The sequence below is a fragment of the Modestobacter sp. DSM 44400 genome, from assembly GCF_900107175.1.
In the GTDB taxonomy this organism is placed as follows: domain Bacteria; phylum Actinomycetota; class Actinomycetes; order Mycobacteriales; family Geodermatophilaceae; genus Modestobacter.
In genome coordinates this window covers 1-15,467 of record NZ_FNOZ01000031.1, presented here as the reverse complement: position 1 = coordinate 15,467, position 15,467 = coordinate 1, and the positions used below count along the sequence as shown (strand labels likewise).

Annotated in this window: 15 protein-coding genes and 3 pseudogenes; 8 read left to right on the top strand and 10 right to left on the bottom strand. The window is 72.8% G+C overall.

Annotated elements, in window-relative coordinates; genetic code table 11:
• Positions 1 to 250: 250 nt before the first annotated feature.
• Together BLW04_RS17170 and BLW04_RS17165 are read right to left on the bottom strand one after the other, a co-directional pair.
• Positions 251 to 832: a hypothetical protein gene (locus BLW04_RS17170; protein ID WP_139306880.1), complete on the bottom strand. Its 582-nt coding sequence runs from the start codon at positions 830 to 832 to the stop codon at positions 251 to 253.
• Between the two features lie 5 nt (positions 833 to 837).
• Positions 838 to 1,158 carry a hypothetical protein gene (locus tag BLW04_RS17165; protein WP_091543925.1) on the bottom strand — a complete coding sequence of 107 codons (321 nt, stop codon included), beginning with the start codon at positions 1,156 to 1,158 and terminating at the stop codon, positions 838 to 840.
• A 245-nt stretch (positions 1,159 to 1,403) separates the two neighbouring features.
• Here BLW04_RS17165 and BLW04_RS17160 point away from each other — a divergent pair, with 245 nt between their 5' ends.
• The gene (locus BLW04_RS17160) at positions 1,404 to 1,781 is read left to right on the top strand and encodes a nucleotidyltransferase domain-containing protein (RefSeq protein WP_091544003.1); all 378 of its coding nucleotides are present in this window, start codon (positions 1,404 to 1,406) and stop codon (positions 1,779 to 1,781) included.
• Positions 1,768 to 2,184, top strand: coding sequence for a type VII toxin-antitoxin system HepT family RNase toxin (locus BLW04_RS17155; RefSeq protein ID WP_091543923.1), 417 nt, complete (start codon positions 1,768 to 1,770; stop codon positions 2,182 to 2,184). The genes BLW04_RS17160 and BLW04_RS17155 overlap by 14 nt, the downstream gene beginning before the upstream one ends.
• Here BLW04_RS17155 and BLW04_RS17150 read toward each other — a convergent pair whose 3' ends face one another.
• Complete coding sequence (locus tag BLW04_RS17150) at positions 2,185 to 4,167, bottom strand: HelD family protein (protein ID WP_254781717.1); 1,983 nt, start codon at positions 4,165 to 4,167, stop codon at positions 2,185 to 2,187.
• Positions 4,168 to 4,332: 165 nt separating this feature from the next.
• Between BLW04_RS17150 and BLW04_RS17145 the strand changes: the two genes are divergently transcribed.
• A complete protein-coding gene (locus BLW04_RS17145) occupies positions 4,333 to 5,088 on the top strand; it encodes a YsnF/AvaK domain-containing protein (protein WP_175484108.1) in 756 nt (251 codons plus the stop codon).
• A gap of 2 nt (positions 5,089 to 5,090) precedes the next feature.
• Here the strand turns inward: BLW04_RS17145 and BLW04_RS17140 are convergent, their stop codons facing one another.
• A complete protein-coding gene (locus BLW04_RS17140) occupies positions 5,091 to 5,774 on the bottom strand; it encodes an alpha/beta hydrolase (RefSeq protein WP_091543913.1) in 684 nt (227 codons plus the stop codon).
• Positions 5,775 to 5,945: 171 nt separating this feature from the next.
• Between BLW04_RS17140 and BLW04_RS17135 the strand changes: the two genes are divergently transcribed.
• Positions 5,946 to 7,088, top strand: a complete 1,143-nt coding sequence (locus tag BLW04_RS17135; protein WP_091543910.1) for a thiolase family protein — start codon at positions 5,946 to 5,948, stop codon at positions 7,086 to 7,088.
• A gap of 44 nt (positions 7,089 to 7,132) precedes the next feature.
• On the opposite strand, the gene BLW04_RS17130 is transcribed toward BLW04_RS17135, so the two are convergent.
• From BLW04_RS17130 to BLW04_RS17120, 3 genes are all read right to left on the bottom strand, one after another.
• Complete coding sequence (locus BLW04_RS17130) at positions 7,133 to 7,828, bottom strand: acVLRF1 family peptidyl-tRNA hydrolase (protein WP_091543905.1); 696 nt, start codon at positions 7,826 to 7,828, stop codon at positions 7,133 to 7,135.
• Positions 7,829 to 7,890: 62 nt separating this feature from the next.
• Positions 7,891 to 9,105: an MFS transporter gene (locus BLW04_RS17125; protein ID WP_091543904.1), complete on the bottom strand. Its 1,215-nt coding sequence runs from the start codon at positions 9,103 to 9,105 to the stop codon at positions 7,891 to 7,893.
• A gap of 123 nt (positions 9,106 to 9,228) precedes the next feature.
• The gene (locus tag BLW04_RS17120) at positions 9,229 to 11,043 is read right to left on the bottom strand and encodes a phosphoenolpyruvate carboxykinase (GTP) (RefSeq protein WP_091543902.1); all 1,815 of its coding nucleotides are present in this window, start codon (positions 11,041 to 11,043) and stop codon (positions 9,229 to 9,231) included.
• 190 nt (positions 11,044 to 11,233) lie between these two features.
• Here BLW04_RS17120 and BLW04_RS28625 point away from each other — a divergent pair.
• Together BLW04_RS28625 and BLW04_RS28620 are read left to right on the top strand one after the other, a co-directional pair.
• A pseudogene (locus BLW04_RS28625) lies at positions 11,234 to 11,725 on the top strand (NADH:flavin oxidoreductase/NADH oxidase); the annotation flags it as partial.
• 85 nt (positions 11,726 to 11,810) lie between these two features.
• Positions 11,811 to 12,434 carry an oxidoreductase gene (locus BLW04_RS28620; protein ID WP_371327799.1) on the top strand — a complete coding sequence of 208 codons (624 nt, stop codon included), beginning with the start codon at positions 11,811 to 11,813 and terminating at the stop codon, positions 12,432 to 12,434.
• 210 nt (positions 12,435 to 12,644) lie between these two features.
• On the opposite strand, the pseudogene BLW04_RS28615 reads toward BLW04_RS28620, so the two are convergent.
• Positions 12,645 to 12,803, bottom strand: a pseudogene (locus BLW04_RS28615) (ATPase); the annotation flags it as partial.
• A gap of 231 nt (positions 12,804 to 13,034) precedes the next feature.
• Here BLW04_RS28615 and BLW04_RS17105 point away from each other — a divergent pair.
• Both BLW04_RS17105 and BLW04_RS17100 read left to right on the top strand, forming a co-directional pair.
• Entirely contained in the window at positions 13,035 to 13,274 is a 240-nt protein-coding gene (locus BLW04_RS17105) for a hypothetical protein (RefSeq protein ID WP_091543899.1), read from the top strand.
• A gap of 75 nt (positions 13,275 to 13,349) precedes the next feature.
• A complete protein-coding gene (locus BLW04_RS17100) occupies positions 13,350 to 13,592 on the top strand; it encodes an acyl carrier protein (RefSeq protein ID WP_091543896.1) in 243 nt (80 codons plus the stop codon).
• A gap of 101 nt (positions 13,593 to 13,693) precedes the next feature.
• Here BLW04_RS17100 and BLW04_RS17095 read toward each other — a convergent pair whose 3' ends face one another.
• Together BLW04_RS17095 and BLW04_RS17090 are read right to left on the bottom strand one after the other, a co-directional pair.
• A complete protein-coding gene (locus tag BLW04_RS17095) occupies positions 13,694 to 15,040 on the bottom strand; it encodes an acyl-CoA dehydrogenase family protein (protein ID WP_091543892.1) in 1,347 nt (448 codons plus the stop codon).
• Positions 15,041 to 15,173: 133 nt separating this feature from the next.
• Positions 15,174 to 15,467, bottom strand: a pseudogene (locus BLW04_RS17090) (hypothetical protein); the annotation flags it as partial.

The window sequence follows — 15,467 nt, the reverse complement described above, 5'->3', positions numbered from 1 at the left end:
GTAACTCTCGCGCCGCCTCGTCGGCCCGGGAGTCGAAGGCGAAGCCGCACACCAGCAGCAGGTCGAAACCGACGCCACGGACGGCCTCCTTGGCCGCTTCCTTGATCTACTCCTGCCCGACGGTGCCGTACTGCGGGCCGAGGCTGACCCCGACCCGCCGGGTGTAGCCCTCCGCGTCGAGGTACTCCCCCCGGCCTGCACCACTGCCCGGCGTAGGGCTCCAGGGCCTCGAAGACGATGCGCTCAGCTTTCAGCCCGTTCTGGATGCCGGCCTCACGGAGGTTGTCGAAGATCGTCTGCTCGTAGGAGGTGCCGTTGTCGGCCTGCTCGACAGTGCGCTCGCTGGCCGGCCGGTCCTCGTCGCCGGAAGCGGCGACCCGATGCGGCGGATCCGGATGCGCGCCTCGGCCTCCTGCCCGGCGAGTTCGGCCTTCTCCGCGCGGGTGAGGCCGGCGGTGCCGTCCTCCGCCTCGTCGAGCTTGCGTCGGTAGCAGTGGTGGGCCTCGTCGTTGAGCACCACGATCCCGCGGCGTGCGCCGAAGTCGCGGCACACCCGAGCGACCATCTGGTCGGGGGTCTCGGAGAACGGACTGGCCGCACCGCCGGTGAGGACCGATCGGCCCAGCGAGCTGACTTTTTGCGTCTCCCGGAGTGCGAAGCCATGGAAGTTGGTGATCACGACGCGTGCCGCGCCGAGATCCGGCCGTAGCTCCGGCGGCACCAGGTCGCGTTCGGCGTAGTAGTTGCCGGGGGCGGCCACCAGGAGGCAGTTGGACAACGCCCGGGCGCGCGGATCGGCGACCTTGTTCTGGGTGTGCCAGGCGATCAGCATCCCCATCACCACGGTCTTGCCGTGCCGGTGGCCATCTTCATCGCAGTCCGGAGCAGCTCCGGGTTCGCGTCGGCGTTCGCCTGCCGCACCCGGTCGGTCGTCCAGCCGTCGCCCTGCTTGGCCGCGCACTCGGTGAGGTAGATGACCGTCTCGAGCGCCTCGACCTGGCAGAAGAAGAGCGGGCGGTCGCGGTCGGGGGCGGTCCAGTACTCCAGCAGTCGACGGGTGACCGCCGTCGCCCCGGACGTCCGCGCTTGCGCCAGACATCCAGCCGCGCCCGCGAGCTGTTCACCAGGTCGTTGGGCTGCAGCCGGTCGGCGGTCCACTCGGCCAACGGCGGCTGATCGACCAGCACCTTCTTGCGGGGGGCCGGGATCGGGATGACGTACTCGCTGCGCCGCCGGCCCACGACCACGTCGTTGGTGATGCCGTCCTGATCGAATCGAAGAAGTGCCGGTCCGGCTCGCCATAGGGACCATTGATGATCGGGTTCTCGATCACCACGTCAGGCGTCGGGTCAGCCTATGCGCCGGGCTGGTCCGCCACGGCTCGTTGGTGGAAGAGTGTCGACGTGACCGCCGACGAATGCGAGATCGTCGCTGCCCTGCGTGCCGCCGGCGCCGTCTTCGGCTACCTGCACGGCAGCCGGGCAGCGGGAACCGCCCGCCCGGACAGCGACACCGACGTCGGCGCGCACTTCGCCGGCCGTGCGCCGTCGTCCTGGGAGGTGCCGCTGCCCGCCGGCGTCGACCTCGTCGTGCTGGACCGGACGCCGCTGTTCCTCGCCGGCCGGATCGCGCTGCGCGGTCGGCTGCTGTTCGACGACGATCCGCCGGCCCGGGTCGCCTGGGAAGCGGACACCCGGGTGCAGTACCTGGACGAACGGCCCTTCATCGAGCAGGCCAGCCGCGAGTACCTCCAAGCGTTGGCTCGCGATGGTCGACCCTGAGCGGCTGACCCGGGTACTCACCCGGGTACGACGCGACGCCGCGCGGATCCGGACGATCGCGAGCACACACGATCTGGCCTCCGACGAGACAGCGCTCGATGCGGTCAAGTACGGGTTCGTGACGGCGATCGAGGGGTGTGTACGCGCCGCCGCGCACGTCGGGTCATCCGAAGGACTCGGAGTCCCGGACACCAACGCACAGACCATCGCGCTGCTGGCCGAGCACGGCATCGTCCCCGCAGCCGCTGCCGCGCCGGTCGCCCGGGCGGTCGGATTCGGCAATCTACTCGTGCACGAGTACGCCGACGTCGACGACGACGTCGTCCGCGCCAACGTGGCCCTGCTGCCCGACCTCGACGCCTTCGTCGCCGCGGTCGCCGGCTGGGCGGTCGGCCAGGGCTGATCAGCCGGCGAGAAGCTCCGGCAGCTCGCCGCGGTGCAGCACGACCAGGCTGCTGACCGCCCGGGTGAGCACCACGTACAGCCGGTGCAGGCCACGCGGCTCGGCGGCCACGATCGCCGCCGGCTCCACCACCACGACGTGGTCGAACTCCAGCCCCTTCACCAGCCCGGCCGGAACGACGGACACCCGGCCCGGCGCGTCGCCGTCGTCGGTCAGCGCCGCGACGTCCAGACCGGCGGCGGTCAGCATCCGGACCACTTCGGCCACCGCGTCGTCGGCGCACACCACCCCGGTCGACCCCTCGGTCGCCGCCAACTCCCGGACGACGTCGGCCAGCGGTCCGGCCAGCGCCGCCACCGGCCGCAGCCGCAGGGCGCCGGGCTCGCGGCGCGCCGCGGTGGCCGCCGGCAGCCCGGGGGCGATGAGCGGCAGCAGCCGGTTGGCGAAGTCGAGCACCTCACCGGGCACCCGGTAACCCCGGGTGAGCGGCCGCACCGGAGTGTCCGGCCGGCCCAGTCCGGCGAGCGTCTGCGACCAGTCGGCGGCCGACCAGGGGCTGGTCGCCTGCGCCAGGTCGCCCAGCACGGTCAGCGACCCGGCCGCGAGCCGGCGGGCCACCGCGCGGCACTGCATGGGCGAGAGGTCCTGCGCCTCGTCCACCACGACGTGCCCGTAGCCGGCGGTGCGCTCCAGCATCCCGGCCACCTCGTCGACCAGCACCGCATCGGCATCGGTCCAGCGCGCGCTGCGCACCGAGCGGGGCGGCACCGGCCAGTGCAGGAGTTCCTGCTCGGCCTCGGTCAGCACGCCCGAGGCGGCCCGGGCCAGCCGGTCGGGATCGCTGAACAGCCCGGCGACCAGCGCAGCGGCGTCGACCGCCGGCCACACCGCGTCGCAGAAGGCGCGCACCTCCCGGCTGCGCGCGGTCTTCCTTGTCTCGGCGTCGCTCGGGCTGCCCCCGCCGGCCTCCTTCTGCCGGCGGGCGTCCTCCGCCACCGCCATGGCCAGCCGCTCCCGGCCGGCGGCGTAGTGCCCGACCTGCTGGTCGTCGGCCGAACCGGTGCCGGCCCGCCGCAGGTCGTCGACGTAGCGCCGCAGCCGCTGCTCGGGCACCCGGTACTTGCGGCCGGCCAGCGTGACCTGGACCGAGTCGGTCGGCTTGACCACCCCGCCCCACAGCGCCCGGCGCAGCACCGCCGCCATCCGGACGTCGCCCTTGAGGACGGCGACCGCCGGCGGGTCGACGGCACGGAACGGCACCCGGGCGGTCAGGTCCCCGACGGTGGACTGGTCGACCTCGACCTCGCCCAGCGCTGGGAGCACCTGCTCGATGTAGCGCAGGAACGCCCGGTTGGGACCGACGACGAGCACACCGGTACGGGCGAGTTGACCGCCGTGCGTGTAGAGCAGATAGGCCGCCCGGTGCAGCCCGACGGCGGTCTTGCCGGTGCCCGGGGCACCCTGCACGCAGATCGACTCGCTGAGCGGTGCGCGCACGATGTCGTCCTGGTCGGGCTGGATGGTCGCCACGATGTCGCGCATCGGCCCACTGCGCGGCCGCTCGATCTCCTGCCGCAGCAGATCGCCGCTGCCCTGCTCCCCCTCGGCCAGCGCCTCGTCCTCGTAACTGGTCAGCTCGCCGGCAGCGAAACCGAACCGGCGACGGCGCGCCAGACCCTGTGGGTCGGCGGCGCTGGCCTGGTAGAACGGCCGGCTCATCGGCGCCCGCCAGTCGATGACCACCGGGTCGCCCGCGGCGTCGCGGACGTGCCGCCGCCCGATGTGGAAGATCTCGGCCGTGGCGTCCGGGGAGGCGTCCGTGCGCCCGAAGAAGGCGGGCACCCCCAGGTCGTGCGCCAGGGCGCGCAGCCGCTCGGCCCGCGCGGCGCCCAGCCGCTCGGAGGCCCAGGCGTCGACACCGGCGTCGGTGACCGCACTGCTCGCGGTGCGCATCTCGGTGAGGCAGTCGGCGGCACGAGCCAAGTGCGCACGTTCGGCGGCGAGGACGGGATCGGGAGTGGTGGTCTCTGTTGCAGGACTCTGAGACACGGTCGGAGGACGTTACGCGCCGTCCCCGCCACGCTCAACCCGCGACGCGTGGCGCGCGGCGGCATGTGTAGACCGGGCGGTTTCGGATCATCCTCAAGCATGACCAGTGAGCCAGCTCTGCCCCCAGTCATCGGGGCCATCGCCGACGACCGCGACGGCACGGCCCTCGGGACCGTCACCGCCGTCTTCCTCGACGACGTCACCGGCGAGCCCACGTGGGTCGGTCTGACCGACGGCCTGCACGCCGCTCCCGACTCCGCCGACATCGCCATCGTCGCGCCGATCGTCGGCGCCGAGTCCAGCGGCGGCCGCCTCCGGCTGACCGTGCCTGCCGAGGCCGTGCAGACCGCGCCACGGCCGGCGGCGACCGACCGGCTCAGCCCGGCCGAGGAGGAGACCCTGCGGCGGCACTACTCCGGCGGCGGCACCTACGCACCCGGCGGGGTCGCGGACACCGGCGACGGGTCGATGACGCGCTCGGAGGAGCGGCTGCGGGTCGAGTCGGTGCGCGAGCCCTGGGCCCGGGCGGTGCTACGCGTGGACACCGTGACCGAGGAGGTCATGGTGCCGGTGACCGTGACCCGCCAGGTGGCCCGGATCGAGTACCTGCCCCTGCGCGGGACCGAGGAGGCGGCGGGCGAGGGCAGGGCGGCCGCCGACCTCGCGGACTCCGACCGGTCCGACCGGAGCACCGGCTGGGTGACCCTCTACAGCGACCAGCCGGTGGTCACCGTCGAGCGGGCGCCGGCCGAGCGGGTCCGGCTGACCACCTCCTGGGTCACCGAGGAGGAGACGGTCACCGATCGGCTGCGTCGTGAGGAGATCGCCCTGGAGAGCGACCTGCCGCTGCGGTGAGCTCACCCGGCGGCGCCCAGCCACCAGTCCAGGCCGGCCGTCACTCCGTCGGCGCGGACGACGTGGCCGCCCTGGAACTCGTCGTAGGTGACGTCGTACCCGGCGGCGGTGAGCTCCGCGGCGACCCGTCGTCCACACCGGTCCACCGGCAGCACCCGGTCGTCGTCACCGTGGGTGAGCCACAATCGCGGACGCCCGGCCTGCCCGGGCGGAGCCATGAACCCCGGGGAGAACGCCAGGACCGCCTCGGCCAGGTCCCCGTTGGCCAGCCCGAGGGACAGGGCGTACGACGCCCCGTCGGAAAAGCCACCGATCGCCACCCGGTCGACGGGGCACTGGGCGAACACCTGCTCGAGGGCGGCATCCAGGACGGCGACATCCCGGCCCAGCCCGCCGGCGATGAGGTCCCACGTGCTGCCGCGTGAGGTGGGCGCCAGCACGAGCACGCCGCGTCCGGTCGCCAACTCGCCCACCCTAGCCAGCGAGTCGGCCGCGTCCCCGCCGGCACCGTGGAAGAACACCAGCAGCGGGCGCGGACCGGCGGGGCCGGCCGGGACGGCGAGCAGGGCCTGGGCCGATCCACCGAGGTCGATCGGCAGGACGCCGGACTCCCGTCCCCGCCCGCCGGTCACCGGTCGCGGCCGGCTCTCGAGTCGTCCGCCGCTCGCGTGCCCTGAGGAGTCCACGCCGGGCGCGTACCCGGATGGCCGTGCCGTTGCACGGCCGCCGGAGCAGGACGACGCGAGGGTCGTGCGCGCGGAGTCGTCCGGGCACGGGCCACGCGCGCCGCTCGCTCATGTGACGATGGTCGGGCCGGCAGAGCCGCCGGGGTGTCAGCAATCGAGAGGAGTCGCGAGATGCGCGACGCAGTCATCGTCGAGGCGGTCCGCACGCCCGTCGGCAAGCGCAACGGAGGCCTGTCCGGTGTCCACCCCACGGACCTGTCGGCCCACGTGCTGGAGTCCCTGGTGACCCGCGCGGGCCTGGACCCGGCCCTGGTGGACGACGTGATCTGGGGCTGCGTCTCCCAGGTCGGTGAGCAGACCTACAACATCGCCCGCAACGCCGTGCTGGCAGCGGGCTGGCCGGAGAGCGTCCCGGGCACCACGGTGGACCGGCAGTGCGGCTCCTCCCAGCAGGCCGTGCACTTTGCCGCCGCCGGCCTGGTCGCCGGGCACTACGACGTCGTGGTGGCCGGTGGCGTGGAGTCGATGAGCCGGGTGCCGATGGGCTCCTCGACGCAGGGCAAGGACCCGCTGGGGGAGCGCTACCTCGAGCGTTACGACGGCATCCAGCCCAACCAGGGCGTCGGCGCCGAGATGATCGCCGAGAAGTGGGGGTTGTCCCGCACACAGCTCGACGAGTTCGCCCTGCGCTCGCACGAGCGCGCAGCCGCCGCCCAGGACGAGGGCCGGTTCGCCGCGCAGATCGCCCCGGTGCAGAGCCCCGGCGGGCTGGTGGAGTTCGACGAGGGCATCCGCCGCGGCGGCACGGTCGAGGGGCTGTCCGGGCTGAAGACCCCATTCAAGTCCGACGGCGTGATCAGCGCGGGCAACGCCAGCCAGATCTCCGACGGGTCGGCCGCGCTGCTGATGATGACCGACGAGAAGGCGCAGGAGCTCGGCCTGACCCCGATCGCCCGGGTGCACAGCGTGGCGGTGGCCGGCGACGACCCCGTCATGATGCTCACCGCGCCCATCCCGGCGACGAAGAAGGTGCTGCAGCGCAGCGGCCTGCGCCTGGACGAGATCGGGGTGTTCGAGATCAACGAGGCTTTCGCCCCGGTGCCGCTGGCCTGGCTGGCCGAGATCGGCGCGGACGAGAAGTTGATGAACCCCGTCGGCGGCGCGATCGCTCTCGGTCACCCGCTCGGCGGCTCCGGCGCGCGGATCATGACCACGATGCTGCACCACATGCGGGACAACGGGATCCGTTACGGCCTGCAGTCGATGTGCGAAGGCGGCGGACAGGCCAACGCCACGGTGCTCGAGCTGCTCTGAGCCCTCTCCCCCGGAACGTCGGCGGGCCCGGCGCGCGGACGAGGTCAGCTGCCGCCCGGCCCTGCCGCAGCGCCCCCCGCCCGGTCACCGGGCTCCACGATGTGCACGTCCACCGCCCGGAACAGCCCGGGCGTGGTGAGCAGCACGGCCTTGGTCGGCTCGCCTACGTCCAGCGCGGGCTCGCGACGCACCGCGGCGAGCGGGCGCAGCCGCGGGTCGGCCAGGACCTCGTCGACCAGTCCGCGGTCGCCGCCGGCGAACAGCGCCGCCACCGAGCCGGCGTGCGGCAGCAGCACCCGGACGGCGGTGTCGGCGGCGTGCGTGACGACGGCGTCGGTCTGGTTGCCGCGGCGCCGGGCGAACCGCTGCTGCGACCAGCCACCCGCCGCGGTGCGGCCCTGGACCAACCGGGCGTCGACCTTGGACACCACCAGGTCGCCGCCGTCGAACACCCCGACGGCCCAGCGTCCGCGGCGGACCAGCAGCACGGCCGCCCGGTGCGGCTCCTGGGCCTGGACGGTGAACGCGGTGAGCAGCGCCGGCCCCGGCGTCCACGGGAACGGCGCGCGCAGCGTCACCGCGGTGGTGTCGGCGCAGGTGATGCGGACCGTTCCGTCCACCTCGCCGACGTCGGTGAAGGCGCCGTGCCGGTCGGCCACCCCGTCCAGCCAGCGGCCCAGCCGCTCGGGCGCCACGCCGAGCCGCCGTCCGCCGCCGGCGGCGGGGCGGGGTCGGGTCACCTGTCGAGCATCGCAGGCGCACCCGGCTCGGCGCACCCGGCGCACGGCCGGGGCGGCCCGGCTCAGCGCGCGAGCGCAGGGACCGGCACGTGCTCGGCCGGGACGACCAGCAGCCGCTGGCCCAGCGCGACAGTGACGGCGGCCAGCGCGGCGGCGACGGTGGCCACCAGGAAGCCGGCGTTGGCGCCCACCGTGTCGACGATCTTGCCGGCCACCGACGCGCCGACCGCGACACCCAGTGCCATCGCCGTCCCGATCCAGGTGAAGGCCTCGGTCACCGCCGCCCGCGGGACGAGCACCTCGGCGAGGGTGAAGGAGCTGATCAACGACGGGGAGACCGCGACCCCGGCGAGCAGGACGAACGGCAGCATCAGCCAGATGTCGTGCACCAGCAGCAGCGGCACCGACAACAGGGTGAGCAGCACGAGGGCGCCGAGCAGCCGCCGCCGCAGTGCGACCCGCCAGTGCACGGCCCCCCAGCCGATGCCCGCCACCATGGAACCGGCGGCGAGCGCCGCGATGAGCAACCCGGACAACGTCCGGGCCCCCTGTTCGTCGGCAAAGGCGACCAGGGCGATCTCCAGCGTGCCGAGGATCGCGCCGACCGCCGCGCCGACGACGAACAGCACCCGCAGACCGCGGATCCGGATGGCCGACGGCCCGTTCCGGTGCTCGTGTTCGGCCGGCGGCGGCTCGGTGTGCCGCTGGGCGGCGAACAGCAGGCTTCCCACAGTGGCCAGGGTGAAGGCGGTGACCAGTCCGGAGGTGGTGTGGCCGGCCGTGGACAGGAAGGTGACCAGCACCGGCCCGACGATGAAGACGAACTCGTCGACCACCGCCTCCATGGCCAGCGCCGTGGGCAGGGAGGGGGTTCCGCGGAGCAGGTGGGTCCAGCGCACCCGGATCATCGAGGCGACCGGCGGGATGCTCGCTCCAGCCAGGCCGGCGGCCAGGAACGCCGTCCACAGCGGCCAGCCGTCCCGCACCGACCACAGGAACGCGGCGCCGGCGGTCACGAAGACCGCCAGCACCGACAGCAGCACCCGCCGTTGGGCGTGGGTGTCGGCCAGCCGGCCGATCACCGGCCCGGACACCGCCGAGGTGACGGCACCGACCGCCGCCACCGCGCCGCCCAGCGCATAGGAGCCGGTGTAGGACTGCACGAGCAGGACGCTGCCGAGCCCCATCATCGACAGGGGCAACCGGCCGATGAAGGCCGCCGCCACCATCGGCAGCGCGTGCGGGGTCCGCAGCACGTGCAGGTACGGGTTCGGCACGAGCGGACAGGCCTCCGTCCGGGGGTGGGTGCGCCGTCACGCTAACCGACCTGGCTGTGCCCCGCGGGGCGAGCGACGAGCCGCCGGGACCGCACTCGTAGCTCGCCCGGCCCCGTCCTTCCCTCAGGCCAGCCGGCTCTTGAGAATTTCCAGCTCGTCCCACATGGTGCTGGGCAGCTTGTCCCCGAACTTCTCGAACCACTCGGTGATCTGCGGGATTTCCTCGCGCCACTCCTCGGGCTTGACCGCGAGGGCCTGCTCGACCTGCTCGGGCGACATGTCCAGGCCCGAGACGTCCAGCGAGTCGGGGGTCGGGACGTGCCCGACGGGGGTCTCGACGGCCGCCGCGGTGCCCTCCAAGCGCTCGATGACCCACTTGAGCACCCGACTGTTCTCACCGAAACCCGGCCACAGGAAGCCGCCGTCGGAATCCCGGCGGAACCAGTTGACGTAGAAGATGCGCGGCAGCTTGCTGGCGTCGTGCTGCTTGCCGGTCTCCACCCAGTGGTTGACGTAGTTCCCGGCGTTGTAGCCGATGAACGGCAGCATCGCGAACGGGTCGCGCCGGACGACGCCGACCGCCCCGGTGGCTGCGGCGGTGGTCTCCGAGGACAGGGTGGCGCCCATGAAGACGCCGTGGTTCCAGTCCCGGGCCTCGCTGACCAGCGGGATCGTGGTCTTGCGGCGGCCGCCGAAGAGGATCGCCGAGATCGGGACCCCCTGGGGGTCCTCGTACTCCGGCGCGAGGATCGGGCACTGGTTGATCGGCGTGCAGAACCGGCTGTTCGGGTGGCTGGAGGGCTCGTCGGAGTACGGCGTCCAGTCCCGGCCCTTCCAGTCGGTCAGGTGGGCCGGGGCGTCGTCGGTCATGCCCTCCCACCAGATGTCGCCGTCGTCGGTCAGCGCGACGTTGGTGAACACCGAGTTGCCCACCTCGATCGTGCGCATCGCGTTGGGGTTGGTGTCCCAGCCGGTGCCCGGCGCCACGCCGAACAGGCCGAACTCCGGATTGAGGGCGTAGAGCCGTCCGTCCGCACCGAAGCGCATCCAGGCGATGTCGTCGCCGAGGGTCTCGACCTTCCAGCCGGGGATGGTCGGCTCGAGCATGGCCAGGTTCGTCTTGCCACAGGCCGAGGGGAACGCCGCGGCGACGTAGTAGGTCTTCTGCGCAGGGCTCGTCAGCTTGAGGATCAGCATGTGCTCGGCGAGCCAGCCCTCGTCGCGGGCCATCACCGAGGCGATGCGCAGCGAGTAGCACTTCTTGCCCAGCAGCGCGTTGCCGCCGTATCCGGACCCGTAGGACTGAATCGCCCGCTCCTCCGGGAAGTGCACGATGTACTTGGTGTCGCCGCACGGCCACGGGACGTCGTCCTGGCCGGCCTCCAGCGGAGCGCCGAGGGAGTGCATCGCCGGCACGAACGGGCGGTCGGTGCCCATCGCCTCGAGCACCCGGCTGCCGATGCGGGCCATGACCCGCATGGAGACCACGACGTACTCGGAGTCGGTCAGCTCGACGCCGAACATCGGGTGCTCGGCCTCGACCGGGCCCATGCAGAACGGGATCACGTACATCGTCCGGCCGCGCATGCACCCGCGGTACAGCTCGTTCATGACCGAGTGCATCTCGGCCGGGTCCATCCAGTTGTTCGTGGGGCCGGCGTCGGCCTCGTCCACCGAACAGATGAAGGTGCGGCCCTCGACCCGGGCGACGTCACTGGGATCCGAGGCGCACCAGAAGGAGTTCGGCTTCTTGTCCAGCCGGGTGAAGGTGCCGGCGTCGACCAGCTTCTGGGTGAGCCGCTGCCACTCCTCGCCGGTCCCGGCCACCCACACCACCTGGTCCGGCGTGGTCAGCTCGGCCATCTCCTGCACCCAGGCGAGGAGGCGGGCGTGCGTGGTCGGGGCGTTGTCGAGACCGGGTGTCGCCACTGAAGTCACGGCGTCTCCATCCTGCGGGTGGCCGGCGGGCGGGGGCCCCGCACCAGCGTCTGGTGCACTGTCGATCCACCCGGCCGCGACGTTGAGGCCGGGGGATCGGGCCAGGGTACCGAGGCCTCACCGGCCCGGAAACCGCTCAGAGCGTTACGTATATGACGTCTTGCCGCAGTGTGACGTGCGTCGCCCCGGGATGCCGCCCGCGCCGCTACCGGTTGCCTCTGACGTGCCCGGACCCCAGCTGCTGCAGCCCCTGGCCCTGCGGGGCGTCACGCTCCCCAACCGCCTCGTCGTGGCGCCGATGTGCCAGTACTCGGGAACCGACGGCCTGGTCGGCGACTACCACCTGGTCCACCTGGGCCGCTTCGCCCTCGGCGGGTTCGGGTTGGTCGTCGTGGAGGCCACCGGGGTCACCGCCGACGGCCGGATCAGCCACGGCGACGTGGGCCTCTGGTCCGACGAGCACGTCCCCGGCCTGGCCCGGGTGGCCGCGTTCCTGCGCGAGCACGGCGCCGTCCCGGGCATCCAGCTGGGCCACGCCGGCGGCAAGGCCTCGACCCGTCGTCCGTGGGACGGCGGCGGACCGGTCACCCCCGAGAACGCCCGCCCCGGCGAGGCGCCCTGGCTGACCGTCTCCCCCAGCGGCGTGCCGATGGGCGAGGGGTGGCCCGAGCCCTCCGCGCTCACCGTCGAGGAGATGGCCGACGTGCGCGACGCCTTCGCCGCCGCCACCCGGCGCGCGCTGACCCGCCGGGTTCCAGGTCGTCGAGCTGCACGCAGCCCACGGCTACCTGCTCAACCAGTTCCTGTCCCCGCTGACCAACCGCCGGGAGGACTCCTACGGCGGGTCGCTGGAGAACCGGATGCGCTTCCCGCTCGAGGTGGTCGCCGCCGTCCGCGCGGTGTGGCCGGCGGACCTTCCGCTGTTCGTCCGCGTCTCCGCCGTCGACGCCTCCCGCGACGGGACGACGATCGAGGACACCGTCGCCTTCTCCCGGGTGCTCAAGGCCCTCGGCGTCGACGCGGTGCACGTCTCTGGCGGTGGTGTCGGCGCCGGCTGGGAGCACCCGATCGGCTATGGCTACCAGGTGCCCTTCGCCGCGCAGGTCCGCGCCGAGGCCGACGTCCCGACCGTCGCCGTCGGGCTGATCGTCGACGCGCAGCAGGCCGAGGCGGTCGTCGCCGGCGGCCAGGCCGACCTGGTGGCTCTCGCCCGGGAGGCGCAGGACGACCCGAACTTCGCCCTGCACGCGGCGCGGGAGCTCACGAAGGGCTCCTACGACGCCTACCCCGTGCAGGCCGGGCCGCGGCTGGCCTCCCGGGACCGGATGCTGGACCGGCTCGGCCCCTGGACCGGCCCGGACCCGGTGCTGGTCGAGGAGCCCACCGCCTGAGAAGGGTTCTTCCTCAGGGCCGGGGCGTGCGTCCGTAGGCCGAGCCGACCGCGGCGCGGAACGCGTCCCGGTCGGCCGGCTGCGCTCGAGGCCCGGGTGACGACGCCAGCCGGTCGGGTAGTCACCGACGTCGGCATCGGCGGCGAACACCTGGGTGAAGCGCGGCGCCGCCCGGCCGCCCTCGGTCGACAGGTCCACCCCCACCTGCCGCACCTCCTGGCCGCTCCACGGGACCACCGGGCGGCGGGGCGGGTCGCACTCGACGATTCCCAGCGGCTCGCCGACCTGCTCTGCCTCCTGCGTCATGGTGAAGGTCCCGCGGCCGCCGACCCGCCGCTCGCCGTCGTAGGTGCCCAGCCAGTGGGCCATCCGGTTGGGCTCGGTGAGCGCCGACCACACGTCCTCGACCGGCTCCGGCCACGACCGGCGGAACTGCAGCCGCACCCCCTCGGGCACCTCGGTGACCACGCCCTGCCGCTCGTCGCCGGTCATCGGCCGTCTCCCGTTCCTCACCCGGCATGCCCAACACCCGGCTCACGGCCCGTCGAGAGGCGCCGGCGCCGCGATTGGGACGACGGGACGCCGGGCACGGCACGCGGCATGACCGTCACCGACCCCGACGTGCCCGACCCGCTGAACGACCCCCGCACCCTCCAGGCCGACCCCGGGGCGGTGGCCGAGGGTGACGACCTCGCCTCGACCGAGGACGACGCCACAGCCACCGGCGAGGACGAGCTGCCCACCTCGGCGACCGAGGCCGACGAGGCCGGCGGCGGCGACCTGACCGGGGACGCGTTCACCGGGAGCCCGGCCGAGGCGCCGACGGCCGACCGGACCTGAGACGGAGCGGTCCGTTTCACCGGCGGATCGACGGGAACTGTGACGGGGGTCATACCAACCTTCGAGGAGGTTCCCATGGCCACCGGTGAAACCGGCTTCGCCGACGTCACGTTCGACCTGATCTCCGTCCAGTACCACTCGCTGAAGGCCGGGCACGACTACGGCCAGTACGTCCGGGACGCCGAGAACGCCGGCCTGGACGACGTCGCCTCGTTCTTTCGCGAGGTGATGCAGCAGGACTCCGACCGGGGCGCCCGGTGTCACGACTTCCTGAAGCAGCTGTCCGGCACCGAGCACGGCGGCCCGGCCACCGGCTGAGGGGGCGCGGCGGGCGGCCCCCGGTCTCTGTGTAGGGCCGGGGACCGCCCGTCTGCCCCAGAATCCAGTGGCGCCGGGTGCGCCTGCTGCGCACCTGGACCTCACGGGACCGGTATCGGCATCCCGTTCGTACTGCGTCCCGGGACCGTGTCGATGCCCTCCATCGCCTTGGTGAAGTGGATCGCCTCGTCGTCCATGACGGCCCGTGGGTTGAACGAAGGATCGGCCATGACCCCGTGGACGCGGCGGCGCTGCATGCCGAAGTTCCCCGCGTCGTAGAGCGGCAGCAGGGAGGCCTCCCGCAGGTACCGGTGGAACGGGTGCCGGGTGTCCATGGAGTTCACGCCGACCACCTGCATGCACTTGTAGACGCAGTCGAACAGCATCTCGGTGCAGTGGATCTTGACCATCGCACCGAGCATCTCGCCGTGGAAGTCGTGCTGGTCCAGGTAGTGCGCGCCCTTCCAGCAGAAGTACCGGGCCGCCTCGATCTTCGCGGCCACGTCCCCGAGCACGTACCCGGGGTACTGGTACTGGATGATCGGCCGCGGGCCGCCCCCGGTGTAGGTCCTCGCCCACTCCAGCGCGGCCTCGTAGGCGGCCCGGGCAACCGCGACGGCGCCGATCCCGGCGACCGGGCCGGACCAGGCGAAGTTGCGGTTGATGAGCAGGTCGCCGTTGCCCTTCGCGCCTTCGATGGCGTTCGCCGCCGGCACCCGCGCGTTGTCGAACACGATCTCGCAGTTGGGCGCACTGCGCTGCGCAGAGGTGCTGATCGACCGGTAGCTGACCCCCGGCGTGCCGCGCTCGACCATGAGCGCCGACAGCCCGGTCGTGCCACCGGCCGCGGGGTCGGTGCGCACTACCACCAGGTTGACGTTCGCGCCGCGGTTGTCCCACCCGCCGACATTGCACGGCCAGTACTTCCGGCCGTTGACCACGTACTCGTCACCGTCCAGCGTCGCGGTCACCGCCATACCGGCCCCGTCCCCCGCCGGGGCGTCGAAGTTTGCTGTACCGCCGGGCGACCCGGGCGGTTCGCTGGCCGCGTAACCCACCAGGTACTCGCCGCTGGTGTCCGTGGTGGCGGTCCGGATGAAGCGCTCCTTCTGCTCCTCCGTGCCGTAGTACCAGACCGGCATCAGCCCGAGCCCATTGACGAGGACCGTGGTGCCGAAGCCGGGGTCGACGGCCTGGATCTCCTCGGCCGCTATCACGAAGTCGACGTTGGACATGCCGCCGCCGCCGTACTCCTTGGGCAGCATGGAGAAGGCGATCCCCTGCTTGCACGCCTCGGCGTAGGCCGGCTTCATGAGCTGGAAGGCGCGTAGGGGATCGGGCTCCTCGTCCGCCTGCTGCGACACCGGTGCGAGCACCTCGCGGGCGAACTCGCGTGCCGTCGCCTGGATGTCCTTCTGTTTCTGGGTCAGGGTGAAGTCGATAGCCATGTCGGGCTCCCGGTCCGGCGGCGACTCGATGGACCCCCGTAGGACCCCGGCCCGATGTCGCCGCGAACGAGCTGCCCCGGCCCTTCGTGTGGCCCCTCCACGCTAGTGGTTCCCACCGTTGGAACGTTGGGGGTCATGCGGCCAGCGGTTCGTGAACGGTGAGTCGTTCGAGGAGGCGGTCGAGGGACTTGCGTCCGAAGTGCCAGTCGAAGGGTTCGGCGGTGGCGTTGTAGCGGTCCTGGAAGGCGAGGAGCCGTTCGACGAGGGCGTCGAGGTCGGCGAAGTCGCCGGGCTTGATGACCTTGCGCTGGACGATGGAGAAGAAGATCTCTACCTGGTTCAGCCAGCTGGCGTGGATCGGTAGATGCACCAGTTCGGCGGTCGGCCAGTCCGTGTGCATCCGGTCGATGGAGCGGGCGCCGTTGTG